This window comes from Serpentinimonas maccroryi, assembly GCF_000828915.1.
GTDB classification, from domain to species: Bacteria; Pseudomonadota; Gammaproteobacteria; order Burkholderiales; family Burkholderiaceae_C; genus Serpentinimonas; species Serpentinimonas maccroryi.
The window spans coordinates 2291476-2305122 of the sequence record NZ_AP014569.1; the positions used below are offsets into that span (position 1 = coordinate 2291476).

Below are 13647 nucleotides of genomic sequence, written 5' to 3' on the forward strand. Positions count from 1 at the left end.
ACCCATCGAGCCGATGCACCGGCGCACAAGCCGAGCACAATTCCCGCATTTTACTTGGGCGATGCAGGGTCTTGGTTGCGGGGTCTTTCGTTGCGGCGTCAGGCTTGCCCAGCTAAAATCTGGCGCATAAAACGGCTTTAGGAGGGTTGGCATTGCATTGGTACCTTGTACACACCAAGCCACGCAGGGAACTGTGTGCGCTGGAGCACCTCGAGCGCCAGGGTTTCAGCTGCTACCTGCCGCTGCTGCGCACCGAAAAGCTGCGCCGCGCCAAGCTCGACACCTGCGACGAGCCCTTGTTTCCCCGCTACCTGTTCATCGAGCTCGATACCGATTTGCAATCCCGCAGCTGGGGCCCCATCCGCTCCACCGTGGGCGTGAGCCGCTTGGTGACCTTTGGCGGCGAGCCGGCCAAGGTGCCCGGCGCGCTGGTCGAGCAGCTGCGGCTGCACGAAAGCCATCTGCGCGGCCAAGTGGTGCCTTTGTTCCAAACCGGCGAACGGGTGCGCGTCACCCAAGGGCCTTTTGTCGGCCTCGAGGGGGTGTACCAAATCGCCGAGGGCGAACGCCGGGTGCTGGTGCTGATCGAAATGCTCTGCAAACCGGTGCTGGTGCCACTCGAGCCCACCGCGCTGCGCAAAGCCAGCTAGGGGGCTCTTGCCGGGCTCCTAGCGGGCTGCGCGCGCCTGCGCCACGCCCAAGTTGGCTAAGGCGTCGGCGCGCTCGTTGCCGGGGTCGCCGGCATGGCCCCGGACCCAGCGCCAGTCGATGGCGTGCCCACCTTGCTGCACCAAGGCGTCGAGCTGCTGCCACAGATCGACGTTTTTGACCGGTTGGCGCGCCGCCGTCTTCCAGCCCTTGGCCTTCCAGCCCGGCAGCCATTCGGTGATGCCTTTGCGCACGTACTCGCTGTCCAGCCACAGGGTGACGCGGCAGGGGCGCTTGAGGGCTTGCAAGGCTTGGATCACGGCGGTGAGCTCCATGCGGTTGTTGGTGGTCTGCGCTTCACCGCCGTACAGCTCTTTGACCGCGGCCTCGCTGCGCAGCAGCACGCCCCAGCCACCCGGGCCGGGGTTGCCCTTGCAGGCCCCATCGGTGTAGATGACCACGCTGTTCATGCGGGCGATTGGCCTTCGCCATCCAGCTGGGCGGCGCTGGCCTGACGGGCCACCGCCACCTGCTCGGCCGCGACCCGCTTGGGCCTCCAGGCCGGCCCCAGCAAACGCAGCCCACGCACCCGCTTGACGGCCACCATGCAGTAGGCGTTGCCCAAAATGGGCCAGTAGCGCGCCCCGGCCCGCTCCATCCAACTGCAACGCTGCAACCAGAGCTCAGACTGCAGCGCCGGCCGGTAACAGCCCATGCGGCACGACTCGACTTCCAGCCCCAGCAGTTGCAGCCAGTCGCGCAACCGGCGGTGGCCGATGAACTCGCCGGCTTCGGGCAGGAACGGCCGCGCCCAGCGCGAGCGCTTGAGCCCGACGCGCGCCAACAGGCGCGCCCGCAGCTGGCCCCAGCCCCACAGGCTCCACGGGTTCAGGCCACAGACCACCAAGCGGCCCTCGGGCAGCAAGACCCGCTGCACCTCGCGCAGCACGGCGTGCGGGTCGGCGCTGAACTCGAGCGTGTGCGGCAAAACGACCAAATCGAGCGTGTTTTCTGCAAAGGGCAGCGCCGCCGCGTGTGTCACCAGCGCCACGCGTGCGCTGCAGGGTGGCAGCGGGGCGCCCTCATGGTTCCGGTCAGACCGGCGCTGCCACGCCGTGGCCATCGACGGCTCGAGCACCGCCAGCCAGCGCTTGGGCATGCGGTTGGCGCGCAAGGCATCGAGCTGCGGCAAGCCCAACTGCAGGGCGTGGTAGCCAAAGCAGTCGGTCACCGCTTCATCAAAGCGCTCCTGCTCCCACGCCAGCAAGTAGCGCCCGGCAACGCTCGCCAGCCACGCGGCCAGCTGCTGGCCGTCGGCATCCGACGCGACCAGTGGTGGCGGTGGCGGGTCAGAGGTCAACGGCTTCATCGGCCACGGGCGACTGCGCCAGCACGGCCGCACGGATCATTTCGCGCATCGCTTTTTTCTCGGGAAAGCTCAGCGTGCGCCCCAGCCCCCGCCGCACGCGCAGCAGCAGGTGGCGGTCGGTCTCGGGCGGCACGCCGTGGCTGTTTTGCATTTCTTCGTACAGGTCAAGCCGCGCATGCGGGGTCTCTTCGCGCCACCATTCGTCGATCACCTGCTGCACCTGCTCGAGCCACGCGCCATCGGGCTGCTGGTCGGCATGGGCCGGATCGGCCAAGGCGAAGCCGTGCTCGGGCTCGTGTTCGTGCTCGGATTCGCGCTCGAACTCGCGCCGGTCGGCTGGCGGCGCGCGGTTGGGCACATAGCCCAAGCCCTCAGACTGCCCGTGGCTCAGGGCCGCCCAAGCGGCCTCGTTGAGGCTGACGCGGCGATCGGCTTGCATCAGCAGCCGCGCCCAGCTCGGGTCCTGGCCCATCAGCAGGCCGAAGTCCTGCGCCGAGGCGTCAGTCACCATCACCACCTTGAGGCCGCGCCACTGCGCTTCGTCGATGTAGGGGATGAGGCGTTCGTCGTCGCTGGCCAGCAGTGCCATGGCGCAGCCGCCGCGGCTGGCCAGTTGCGTCAGCTCCAAACCCAACGCGCGCACCAGCGCGGCGCCGCCGTCGCTGGCGTGGGCCGGCACCATGCGCACCACCAGGTCGTCGCACAGCTCGACGGGTTGCTGGTCGGTGTAGAGGTAGCTGCGCAACACGGCCGCTTCGGCACCACAGTGCCGCGCCAATTGCGAGAACACCGCTTGATACAAGCCCCGGTGCAGCGCCTCGCTGGGTGGATTGGGCTGCTGCTTGGCCAGCCAGAGCAGGTAGCGTTCGTCGATGAGCGCCACCGCCACACCGAGTTCGGCTCTGGCGCCGGCACCGTATGCAGGGCGCATCGACGGTCTTTTGTTTAAGTGAAATTTGGTTTTCATAGCGGCCCAGTTAATGCAATAAAGTAAAAAAGGCCCGGATCGGGCCATCCGCTTGGGCATCAGCCCTGTGATTTTGGCACGAAAGCGGGCTAAAGGTTCCGCAACCGCGCGCGGATGGCGTTCAGGGGCCGCTGCGCGCTGGGGTGGCTGGGGTGGCTGGTGCGGCGGGGGCAGCCAACAGCCACTCGATGCGCTGCTGCGCTGCTGCGGCCAGCTCGGCCTCGCCACGGCGCTGCGCCATGTCCACCTGCACGCGCAGCCACGCCAGCAGGGGCCGGCGCCAGCCTTGCTCGGAGGCCGTCTGCACCGCCAGCGCCAGCGCCTCGGGGTCGAGCCGCTGCGCGCGCAGCCACACGCTGGCCGCCACCAAGCGCGCCAGCGGGTCGTCGATGGCGCGCAACAGCGCCACGGCTTCGCCGGCGGCGGCAGGCTCGAGCAAGCGCCGCGCCGTCGGCCGGTGGGCGCTCGGTAGCCACTCAAGGTCGGCGGCCTGCGCCTGCCCGAGCAGGTAGCGGGCGTAGGCTTGCTCGGCCGCGCCGGCGCGGGGCAGCACGGGCTGCGCCGCCTCGCAGCGCTCGGCCAGATCGAGGCTTGCCTGGGCCACGGCACAGCGGCTCAGGGCCAAGCGCGCCATCTGGTCGGCGCGCGCGGTGCGCTGGGCGGCCTCGAGGGCGCGCTGCCACTCCAGTTCGGCCACCCGCTGGCGGCCCTCAAGCTCGGCCCGAATGGCGCGCTGCTGCGCCCCGTGGGCTTCGATCTGCCAATCGGGCACGCGCGGCCCGGCGGCGCAGCCCGCCAGCAACCCCACCAGCAACCCCAGCACGGCCCACAGACCGAACCTTCGGCCCACGGCGCGGGCTTGGTCTGCAATGGTTAAAACGTGTGTAAACATCAGGGGCTCAGGCGGTGTTTGGGTGCGTCAAGGCGGGCATGAACGATTGCCTCTGAGCCTCTTAGGGCACCCTCAATTCGGTGTCGCGGGCCAGCGGCCAGCGGCGGTTGAGGTCGCTGAGCAGGCTGTCGATGCGGCGCAAATTGGCCTCCACCTCCACGCGCAACTGATCCAGATCGACGGTGGCGGCGCGCGTGTTTTGCGCGATGCCTTGGGCCTCGACCAGCACCGCATCGACCTTTTGCAGCGACTGGCGCGCATCGGCCAGCAAACCTTCGATCTGGCGCACCGCCGCCTGGGTGTCGGTCATCAGCCCGTCGGCGCCAAACACGCGCTGGTCGGCGTTGCCCACCAGCGACTCGGCGCGTGCGGCCACCGCCTCGAGCCGGCGCAGCAAGGCGTTGCTCTCGTCGAGCACCTGCATGAAGCGCGCGCGGTCCTCGGGGTTGCCCACCAGCAGCCCCAGCGCACCCTGCGGCCCGGTGAGGGTTTCGCTGGCGCGCTGCACATTGCGCAAGCTGGCGTTGAGCGGCGCCTGCTCGGCGGTCATGCCCTGAAGGTTGTGCATCAGGTCGCGAATCTGAATCACGATGCGGGGCAAATCGGCCATGGCGTCGCCCTTGAGCACCGTGCGCTCGGCGCCGTCGGGCAGCGGCGGGTCTTCCATGACGCCGGTGAAGGCGCGCAAACGGGTCGCGCCCACGAGGCTGCGCTCGAGGGTGAAGACGCTGCTTTCGCGCAACCAGCGCGCCTCGCTGCTGCGCACATCGACCCAGATGCGCACGCTGCCGTCGTCGCCCAGCCCGACGCGGCGCACGCGCCCGATCGGAAAACCGGAGAAGGTCAAATCCATGCCGATCGACACCCCCTCGGAGTCGTCGGCGATCAGCACCAGCTCTTGGGTGGGCTCGAAAGCACCGCGTGCGTACAGCAAAAACGCGGCCGATCCCAGCAACAGCGCCAGCAGCAGCGCCAGCAGCACCGCGGCCTTGAACTCGACGTGCTGCACGCGCGCCTGGCGGATGGTGCGTTCGACGGTGTCGGTGTCTTCGGTGCTCATGGTTTCCGTCAGCCTCTCAGGCGTAGTTGCCCAGCAGCGAAACCAACTGAATCAGCAGCAAGGCCATGAACAGGCGCATCAGGAGCTGCAGTTCGGTGCTGGCCCGCTGCCCGGGATCGACCGGATCGTACAGGCTCGAAGCCAGCGGCACCAGTGCCACCGTGAGGGCAAAGAAAAAAGTTTTGAAGGCGAAGATCAGCGTCACCTCGGGGCTGAACACGCGCCCGACCAGGTGCAGGTACGCGTCGAGGGCCCAGGGGCTGAGGCCGTAGATGTTCAGATAAGCCAACAGCAGCGACACCAGCGCGCTCAAGGCCACAAGCGTAAACACGGCAAAAATACCAGCCAGCGCCCGCGGCAACACCAGCCAGTGCAGGGCGTCTTTGCCCTCGGCTTGCAATTGCTCGAACACCCCTTGGCGGCGCAAGTTCAGAATTTCCTCGGCCTGCCCGATGCTGCAGCGCAAGGCCACGAACAAGGCCGCCGCCAGCGGGATGAGCTCGAGCACCAGCACCCGCACCACCATCTCGACCGCGTACTGCGACAGCCCCATGCCGGTGGCGGTGACGACCACGATGCGGATCAGCACCACGCCAAACAGCGCCGACAAGGCGATGAACCACAGCAGCACCGGCGCCGTGGCTTGGTAAACGTGCGTGGCAAGCACCGGCCAGCGCTGCCGGCTGTAGCTCGAGGGCGACAGCGCCAACACCAAAATCACCGCCCCCAAGTGGATGATGCGCCACCAGTTCAGGCACCAACGCCCGAGCCCGCGAGCCAAGCCCGCCAGCAGCGCGAAAAATTGCTCCAGCCACACCATGCGTCGATCTTAACGCGGCACGCTGGCACAGACTGCAGCGGAGCCCGATTGCCTCAGAGCGTCTCGTCGCCGTGTTCGTCGAGCAAGCGCAGCCGACGGCTGAGGGTGGCGCGGGTCTGGCGGCGCGACAACAGCTTGGCCTGCGCGGCGGGCGGAAAGTCGGTGAACTGGATCAGGCCGCGCAGAATCAGGATGTCGATCAGGTCTTCGGTGACGCGCGCCAAGCCGCTGTCCGAATCGGCCAGTTCGCGCTGGCCCTGCTGATCTGCCTGCTGCGGCGGCACCGGGTCCTCGTCGGGAAGCATCGCGGGTGGCGGGCTCATGGGCGCACCCCGGGCACGTCGGCCGGCAAGCTGCTTTGCAGCCGAAGCACCAATTGCACGCGGTCGCGCACGCCCAGCTTGTCAAAAATGGCCCCCAAGTGGGCCTTGACGGTGCGCTCCGAGATGAACAACTGCTCGGCCACTTCTTTGTTGCTCTTGCCCAAGGCCACGGCGCGCGCCACTTGCGCCTCGCGCTCGGACAGGGCCGACAAATCGCAACCCGCGCCGCTGCCCGAACCCGGGTGGCGCTGCACCAACTCGCGCGTCGCGGCCACCAGGCGCTGCACCAGGCTGGGCCCGACCCACAGCCCGCCGTGCACCACCACCTGCTCGACTTCGCGCAGCAGCTCGGGCACGGCCTGCAAATGGCAGTAGCCGCGGGCACCGGCATCGAGCGCGCGCAAGCCTTCAGCGTCTTCGGGCACGCTGCTGAGCACCACCACCAAGCAGCCGGGGCGCTGCACCAGCAATTCGGCGATGCGCGCCGGCCACTGCGGCTGGCTCACCGGCATCCAGACCGTATCGCCCGGACGCACCAGCGCCAGCAAATGGCTCCAAGTCACCCACCGCCCATCGGCAAAGGCTTGCACCCAACGCTCCGAGGGCGTCGGCAAAGCCCCGTTGGCGGCGGTGGAATGGACCAAAAAATAGGCTTGGCTCATGCGGATCCCTGGCGTATGGTGTCAGCGTTCGGAGAGGGCGTTTTCTTTGGCCCGCAACACGGGCTTGAGCAGATAGCTCAGAATCGTGCGTTTGCCGGTCAGGATATCGACTTGGGCCACCATGCCGGGGATGATCGGCAGGCCCTCGCCCAGCGTCGCTTGGCGGGTGCGCAAGCGCACGACGAAAAAGGCGTTGCCCTGCTCGTCGATCACGGTGTCGGCGCCGATGTGCACAACATCGGCTTGCAGGCCGCCATAAATGGCGAAGTCGTAGGCGGTGAACTTGACCATCGCCTCGAGGCCGGGGCGCAGAAAGCCGATGTCGCGCGGTGCGATGCGCGCTTCCAGAATCAGGGCGTCATCCAGCGGCACGATTTCCACCACCTCGCGCCCGGGTTGCACCACCGCGCCCAAGGTGTTGACGTGCAGGCGGCTGACCGTGCCGCGCAGGGGCGAGCGGATGTCGGCCCGCACCACCCGGTCTTCGAGCGCGCGCCCGCCTTCAGCCAGAGTGGACAGGCGGCTCATGGTGTCGGAGAGTTCGGCGCTCATCTGGTTGCGCGCCGTGAGCTGCACTTCTTCGATGCGCCGCTGGGCCTCGGTGATGGCCGCCTGCACGCGCGAGATCTGCGCCGCCGCTTGGTCGCGCTCGCCCACCAGACGCGAGACCTGCTGCTCCAGGCGCAGCACCTCGACTTCGGACACCGCGCCGCTGCCCACCAGCGGGCGCGTGGCGGTCAGCTCGCGCTGCACCAGGCTCAGGCTGCTGGCGGCCGAGTCGCGCCGCGACTGGGCCTCGGTGAGCTCTTGCCGGCGCTGCAGCAACTGGCTTTGGGTGATCGAAATCTGGGCGCTGATCTCGGCCCGGCGCGACTCGAACAGGCTGCGCTCTTGGGCCACGATGGCCGGTGCCTCGCGCTCCAGCTCCACGGCCGGGTTGAAGCCGCGGCCTTGAATGAGCGCCCGCAAGCGCTCGGCCCGGGCTTCGAGCGCCATTTGCGAAACCCGGGTTTCGCCCAAGTTGGCCGCAAAGCGCGTCGGATCCACGCGCATCAGCACCTGATCGGCCTCCACCACCTGGCCTTCGCGCACCAGGATTTCGTTCACCACCCCGCCATCGACGCTTTGCACGATCTGCACCTGCTGGCTGGGCACCACCCGGCCTTCGCCGCGGGTCACCTGATCGACCTTGGCCACCGAAGCCCACAACACCAGCAGCAGCACCAGCACGGCGCTCCAGCGCAACAGGCGGCGCGCGCGCAGGGGTTCTTGTTGCAACTGGGCCCAATCGGCGTCTGCGGCCCAGTCGAGCGCGTCGCCAGCGGGCTCATCGTCGCGCGCCAGCCGCTGCGCCACCTTGCCAAACAAGGGGTTGCCCACACGCTCACCGGCCTTGGTCGCTTGACCGATGCGCTCAAAGGTTTTTTGCTCGAGGTCGCTCATCACGCCGCCTTTCCGATTCGACCTTGGCGCAGCGCCTGAATCACCTGCTCTTTGGGGCCATCGGCGACGATGCGGCCTGCGTCCATGACGATGATGCGTTCGACCAGATCGAGCAATGAAGTTCGATGGCTCACCAGCACCACGGTCTTGCCGGGCACAAACTGCTGCAGGCGTTTTTTGATGTCCTCCTCGCTCGAGTGGTCCATCGAGGAGGTGGGCTCGTCGAGCAGCAAAATTGACGGATCGTTGATCACCGCGCGGGCGATCGCCACCCCCTGGCGCTGGCCGCCCGAGAGCGATTCGCCGCGCTCCCCGACGAGCATGTCGAAACCCTCGGGGTGCTGGTTGACCAGTTCCACGATGCCGCTGAGGGTGGCGGCCTTGAGCACGTCGGCGTCGTCGGCCAGCGGCGCGCCCAGCGTGATGTTGTCGCGCAAGCTGCCGTAAAACAGCATCACGTCTTGTTGCACGTAGCCGATGTGCCGGCGCAGCTCGGCCGGGTCGAGCTGGCGCAAGTCGATGCCGTCGATCAGCACCGCGCCGCTGGTGGGCCGGTACAGGCCGAGGATGAGCTTTTCTAGGGTCGTTTTGCCCGAGCCGATGCGCCCCAGAATGGCCACGCGCTCGCCGGCTTTGAGGCGAAAACTGACGTTGCGCAGCGAGGCGTTGCTCTGGCCGGGGTAGTTGAACGAGACGTCTTTGAACTCGATCGCGCCCTCAATCCGGCCGCGGGTGATGAAGTTGGCGCCGTCGGGGCGCTCCACTTCGCGCTGCATCACCTCTTCGAGCGAGCTCAGGGCGGTGGAAGCGGTGTGGTACTGCACCAGCAATCCGGCCACCTGGCCGATGGGTGCCATGGCGCGCGAGGCCAGCATCGAGCAGGCGATGAGCCCGCCCATGGTGAGCTCGCGCGCACCGATCAGATAGACCCCCAAGATGACGATCGCCACCGTGACCGTGCCCTGCACAAAAGCTGCTGTGTGGCCGGAACTGGCCGAGAGCAGCCGCAGCTGCGCCCCGACCCGCGCCAGCAGGGCGGCGCTTTGCTCCCATTTGCGCTGGATCGGGGCTTCGGCAGCCAGTGCTTTCAGGGTCTCGAAACCGACCAGGCCCTCGATCAGGGTGGCGTTGCGCTGCGCACTGGCGCGGTAGGTGGTTTCGGTGAGGGTGTGCATGCGCCCTTGCACGGCCAGCGCGTAGAGCAGCAACACCGCCGCGCCGATGAACAAGGGGATCAGCATCATGGGCGCGATCCAGCCGATCACGAGGAAGAAGATCAGCGCAAAGGGCAGGTCGATAAAAGCCACCACGGTGGCCGAGCCGATGAAGTCGCGCACCGACTCGAAGGCGCGCAAATTGGCGGCGAAGGAGCCGGCCGAGGCCGGGCGCTGCTCCATGCGCATGCCCAGCACGCGCTCCATGATGAAGGCCGACAGCTTGACGTCGGCGCGGCTGCTGGCCAAGTCCACGAAGCGGCTGCGCATGACCTTGAGCATCAGGTCGCCCAGCACGATGATGGCGATGCCGGCCGAGAGCACCCACAGGGTGTCAAAGGCCTGGTTGGGCACCACGCGGTCATAGACGTTCATCATGAACAGCGGCATCGCCACCGCGAACAGATTGGTCAAGAACGCCGCCAGCAGCACGTCGCGGTACAGGCGCCGGTTTTCGGCGATCACGCCCCAAAACCAGTGTTCGCCGCGCACCGCTTTGACCGCTGGGGTGCGCGCGTCGTAGCGGGTGCGCGGCCGGGCGTAGAGGGCGCGGCCGCTGTAGCGGGCCTCGAGCTGAGCCGTGGGCAGATCGACCGCGGCCTCGCCCAGCTCGGGGAAAATCACGCGCACGCTGGCCCCGTCGGCGCTGCGCTCGAGCAACACGCAGGCCGACTGCTCATCGAGCAGCAGCACCACCGGCAGCAGCTCGGCGCGCAGTTTGGCGATGGGCTGGCGCACCAGCTTGCTGCTCAGGCCAGCGCGGTGCGCGGCGCGCTCAAACAGCGATGGCGTCAGCCGCCCGTCTGGGGTGGGCAAGCCAGCCAAGGCGCCGTCGCGCGTCAGCGCCTGCCCGTGTAGGCGCGCCAGCACGATCAGGCAGTGCAACAAATCGTCGCGTTCAGGCGCTGCCTGCTGATCTGGCAGCGGCAGGGCGGTGTCTGGGGTCATCTCCACTCCGTGAGGGCTTTGGCATATCGGCATCCCTGACGCCGACCGCCGCGAAGCCTGCAGTCCTTGACTTCAATCGAGCTGCAGTGTAGCGCAAAACGGAGTCGATTGATAAAAACGCAATCTGGTCTATTGAGCCAAAACCGTTGCAGGCCACAGCCTAAAGCAACCGACCTCAGTTGGCCATCTGCACGGCCGGGTCTTCGCTCTCGATAACCTGCTGCGCCCAGAGCCGCAACTTGCGCGTGTCGGCACGCAAAACCTGTTGCTTGACGGCCAAAATCTGGCTCGGGTGCATGGAAAAACTGCGCAGCCCCAAGCCCAGCAGCAGCCGTGTCATGGTGGGGTCGCCGGCCATTTCGCCGCACACGCTCACCGGTTTGCCCTGGTCGCGGCATTCCGCGATCGCGCCCGCCACCAGCTGCAGCACCGCCGGGTGCAGCGGGTCGTACAGGTGCGCCACGCTTTCATCGACGCGGTCGATGGCCAGCGTGTACTGGATCAGGTCGTTGGTGCCGATCGAGAAAAAATCGAAGTGCTTCATGAACAGCCGCAACGCCAAGGCCGCAGCCGGGATTTCGATCATCGCGCCCAAGCGCACCGGCCCATGCACGGCCGCGCTGGCGTCGAGCTGCGCCCGCGCCTTGGCCAGCAGCGCCTTGACCTGCTGCACCTCGCGCAGGTGCGCCAGCATCGGGATCAGCAAATTGACCTTGCCGTGGGCGGCCGCGCGCAGCACCGCGCGCACTTGCGTCAGAAACATGGCCGGCTCCGACAGGCTCCAGCGGATCGCGCGCAGCCCCAGCGCCGGGTTGAGGTGCTCGTCGACGCGGCTGCGGTCGAGCGGTTTGTCGGCCCCCACATCCACGCTGCGAATGGTCACCGGCAGCCCGTGCATGCCCTCGACGGCGGCGCGGTAGGCCTCGTACTGCTCGTCTTCGTCGGGCAGCTTGCCGTGGGCGCGACCCATGAACAAAAATTCGGTGCGAAACAGCCCCACGCCCACGGCGCTCACGGCCAGCGCCGGCAGCGTGTCCGAGGGCTGCTCGATGTTGGCCAGCAATTCCACGCGCTCGCCGTCGAGCGTCACGGCTGGGGTGTTTTTGATGCGCGCCAGCCGCTGGCGCTCGACTTCGCCCTGGCGCTGCTTGAAGCCGTACTCGGCCAGCACGATGTCGGAGGGGTTGACGATCAGCACCCCGGCGTCGCCGTCGATCACCACCCAGTCGTCTTGGCGCACCATCTGGCTGGCGCCGCGCGCGCCTACCACCGCCGGAATATCCATGCTGCGCGCCACGATCGCCGTGTGGCTGGTCTTGCCCCCGACATCGGTGACGAAGCCCACAAACACGCTGTGCTTGAACTGCAGCGTGTCGGCCGGCGAGAGGTCGTGCGCCACCAGCACCAGCGGGTCTTTGGTGTTTTGGCTGACCATCTGCGCCGCCGTGGCAGGCAGCCCCACCGCCATCGGCGAGACCGAACCGCGCATGTGCTGCAGCATGCGCTCGACCAACTGCTCAAAGTCGGCCTTGCGCTCGCGCAGGTAGGGGTCTTGCATCTCGTCAAACTGCTTGACCACCAGCTCCAGCTGCGCCGTCAGCGCCCATTCGGCGTTGTAGCGCCGCTCTTGCACCCAGTGCGCCACGCCTTCTTGCAACTGCACGTCTTGCAGCAGCATCAGGTGCACATCGAGCAAGGCCGTGAGTTCGGGGTGCGCCTCGAGGGTGGCGCTCTCGTGCAGGCTGCGCTGCACGCGCTCGATTTCGGCGATCACCGCATCGCGCGCCTCGCGCAAGCGCTCCAGCTCGGCGCGCATCTGCTCGGGCGCCACAAAATAGTGCGCCACGTCGATGCGGCTGGAGGTCACCAGCACCGCGCGGCCGATCGCCACGCCACGCGAAACCGCTTGTCCATGCACGCTGAAAGTCATTCCCCCTCTCCGAATTTGTCGTCGATCAAGGCCAACAGCGCCTGCATGGCCTCTTGCTCGTCGGGGCCATCGGTTTCGATTTCCACCTGCGACCCCAAGCCCGCGGCCAACATCATCACACCCATGATGCTCTTGGCATTGATGCGCCGCCCACCCCGGCTCATCCAGACCTCGCAAGCGTACTGCCCGGCCAGCTTGGTGAGCTTGGCCGAGGCGCGGGCGTGCAGCCCGAGTTTATTGCTGATGGTCGCGCTGGTTTTGAGCATGGGTCGGGCTGGTATGGGATCGTTGCTGCGCTTGCGCGGGGATGCCTGGCAACATCAGCACGCCCAGGGTGCCCCCTTGCTGGGCGCGCTCGCACAGGGTGTCCAGCGCTTCATGGCGGTACGAGACCGCGCGCAGCAACATGGGCAGGTTGACCCCGGCCAGCAGCCGCGTGTGCACGCCGTCGGTGGACTGGCTGGCCACGTTGCACGGCGTGGCCCCCACCAGGTCGGTCAGCAACAGGTGATCGCTGGCGCCGGATTCGCGCAGCAGCGCGCGCAGCTGCTCCAGGCTGGCCTCGGGCGTTTGCTGCGCGGGAATGTCGAGCGCCTGCAGGCATGGCGCGGCATCGGGGAACACGTGCAGCACGCACTCGCGCAAGGCCGATGCCAGCGGCGCGTGGGCGATGACGATGATGCCGTTCATGGGGGCGATTATGCGATGCGCCGCTGCTTGCGTCGTGGGCTTGCACCAGTGCGTGCGTCGAACTTTTGCACCTGCGGCGTCACCCAAGTGGCTATGGCGCTACAGTACGGCTCTAAACATGAGCCCGCTCCGCTGCGGCGCCGGCTCGTTGACCACAGGATACGCACCATGCACACGCTTACACCGCGCCTGAACCGGCGCCAGTTTCAATGGGGTTTGGCAGCCGCTGCAGCGCTCACCTTGAGTGGCTGCGGCGCCAGCAATGCGGCACCGGCTTCGCGCTTTTTGCTGCTCGACGGCAGCACGGTCACCGATGCCGATTTGCGCGGCCAAGTCACTCTGGTCAACTTCTGGGCCACGACCTGCGTAACTTGTGTGCAAAAAATGCCCGATCTGGTGGCCTTGTACCAACGGCACCGCGAGCGCGGCTTTGACACCATCGCGGTGGCCATGAGCCACGACCCGCCGGAATGGGTCGCCAACTTTGCGCGCACACGGCAGCTGCCGTTTAAGGTGGCGCTCGACCACAACGGCGCCTTGGCGCGCGACTGGGGCGAGGTGCGACTGACGCCCACCACCTTTGTGCTCGACCGGCAGGCGCGCATCGTTAAGCGCTATTTGGGGCCCACCGATGCCACTGCGCTCAACGCCTTTGTGGAAGGCTTGTTGGCCCAGCGCTAA

15 protein-coding genes are annotated in these 13647 nt (G+C 67.4%); 2 read left to right on the forward strand and 13 right to left on the reverse strand.

Translation table 11 applies throughout. From position 1 onward, the window contains the following. Positions 1-152: 152 nt before the first annotated feature. On the forward strand, positions 153-650 hold the full coding sequence (gene rfaH, locus SMCB_RS10505; protein ID WP_034114291.1) for a transcription/translation regulatory transformer protein RfaH: 498 nt from the start codon (positions 153-155) through the stop codon (positions 648-650). A gap of 18 nt (positions 651-668) precedes the next feature. On the opposite strand, the gene rnhA is transcribed toward rfaH, so the two are convergent. The 13 genes from rnhA to SMCB_RS10570 all read right to left on the reverse strand — a co-directional run bounded on the left by rnhA (position 669) and on the right by SMCB_RS10570 (position 12966). Beyond that, positions 669-1118: a ribonuclease HI gene (gene rnhA, locus SMCB_RS10510; RefSeq protein WP_034114293.1), complete on the reverse strand. Its 450-nt coding sequence runs from the start codon at positions 1116-1118 to the stop codon at positions 669-671. Beyond that, the gene (locus SMCB_RS10515; protein WP_045538046.1) at positions 1115-1951 is read right to left on the reverse strand and encodes a class I SAM-dependent methyltransferase; all 837 of its coding nucleotides are present in this window, start codon (positions 1949-1951) and stop codon (positions 1115-1117) included. The genes rnhA and SMCB_RS10515 overlap by 4 nt, the downstream gene beginning before the upstream one ends. A 46-nt stretch (positions 1952-1997) precedes the next feature. Beyond that, the gene (locus SMCB_RS10520; protein WP_045536877.1) at positions 1998-2948 is read right to left on the reverse strand and encodes a hypothetical protein; all 951 of its coding nucleotides are present in this window, start codon (positions 2946-2948) and stop codon (positions 1998-2000) included. 157 nt (positions 2949-3105) lie between these two features. Then, positions 3106-3876, reverse strand: coding sequence for a hypothetical protein (locus SMCB_RS10525; protein ID WP_231851205.1), 771 nt, complete (start codon positions 3874-3876; stop codon positions 3106-3108). Between the two features lie 61 nt (positions 3877-3937). Next, a complete protein-coding gene (locus tag SMCB_RS10530; protein WP_045536879.1) occupies positions 3938-4936 on the reverse strand; it encodes an MlaD family protein in 999 nt (332 codons plus the stop codon). A gap of 16 nt (positions 4937-4952) precedes the next feature. Continuing rightward, a complete protein-coding gene (locus tag SMCB_RS10535; RefSeq protein ID WP_045536882.1) occupies positions 4953-5756 on the reverse strand; it encodes an MlaE family ABC transporter permease in 804 nt (267 codons plus the stop codon). Between the two features lie 53 nt (positions 5757-5809). After that, entirely contained in the window at positions 5810-6079 is a 270-nt protein-coding gene (locus SMCB_RS10540; RefSeq protein ID WP_045536883.1) for a hypothetical protein, read from the reverse strand. After that, entirely contained in the window at positions 6076-6741 is a 666-nt protein-coding gene (locus tag SMCB_RS10545; protein WP_045536885.1) for a helix-turn-helix transcriptional regulator, read from the reverse strand. Before SMCB_RS10545 ends, SMCB_RS10540 begins: the two co-directional genes overlap by 4 nt. A 21-nt stretch (positions 6742-6762) precedes the next feature. Then, positions 6763-8184: an HlyD family type I secretion periplasmic adaptor subunit gene (locus SMCB_RS10550; protein ID WP_171820303.1), complete on the reverse strand. Its 1422-nt coding sequence runs from the start codon at positions 8182-8184 to the stop codon at positions 6763-6765. Continuing rightward, positions 8184-10346 carry a type I secretion system permease/ATPase gene (locus SMCB_RS10555; RefSeq protein WP_045536890.1) on the reverse strand — a complete coding sequence of 721 codons (2163 nt, stop codon included), beginning with the start codon at positions 10344-10346 and terminating at the stop codon, positions 8184-8186. Before SMCB_RS10555 ends, SMCB_RS10550 begins: the two co-directional genes overlap by 1 nt. A 175-nt stretch (positions 10347-10521) precedes the next feature. Further along, complete coding sequence (gene ptsP / locus SMCB_RS10560; protein ID WP_045536893.1) at positions 10522-12276, reverse strand: phosphoenolpyruvate--protein phosphotransferase; 1755 nt, start codon at positions 12274-12276, stop codon at positions 10522-10524. Next, entirely contained in the window at positions 12273-12542 is a 270-nt protein-coding gene (locus tag SMCB_RS10565) for an HPr family phosphocarrier protein (RefSeq protein ID WP_045536894.1), read from the reverse strand. Before SMCB_RS10565 ends, ptsP begins: the two co-directional genes overlap by 4 nt. Further along, positions 12511-12966 carry a PTS sugar transporter subunit IIA gene (locus SMCB_RS10570; RefSeq protein ID WP_034110309.1) on the reverse strand — a complete coding sequence of 152 codons (456 nt, stop codon included), beginning with the start codon at positions 12964-12966 and terminating at the stop codon, positions 12511-12513. The genes SMCB_RS10565 and SMCB_RS10570 overlap by 32 nt, the downstream gene beginning before the upstream one ends. 168 nt (positions 12967-13134) lie before the next feature. Here SMCB_RS10570 and SMCB_RS10575 point away from each other — a divergent pair, with 168 nt between their 5' ends. Beyond that, on the forward strand, positions 13135-13647 hold the full coding sequence (locus tag SMCB_RS10575; protein WP_052468504.1) for a TlpA family protein disulfide reductase: 513 nt from the start codon (positions 13135-13137) through the stop codon (positions 13645-13647).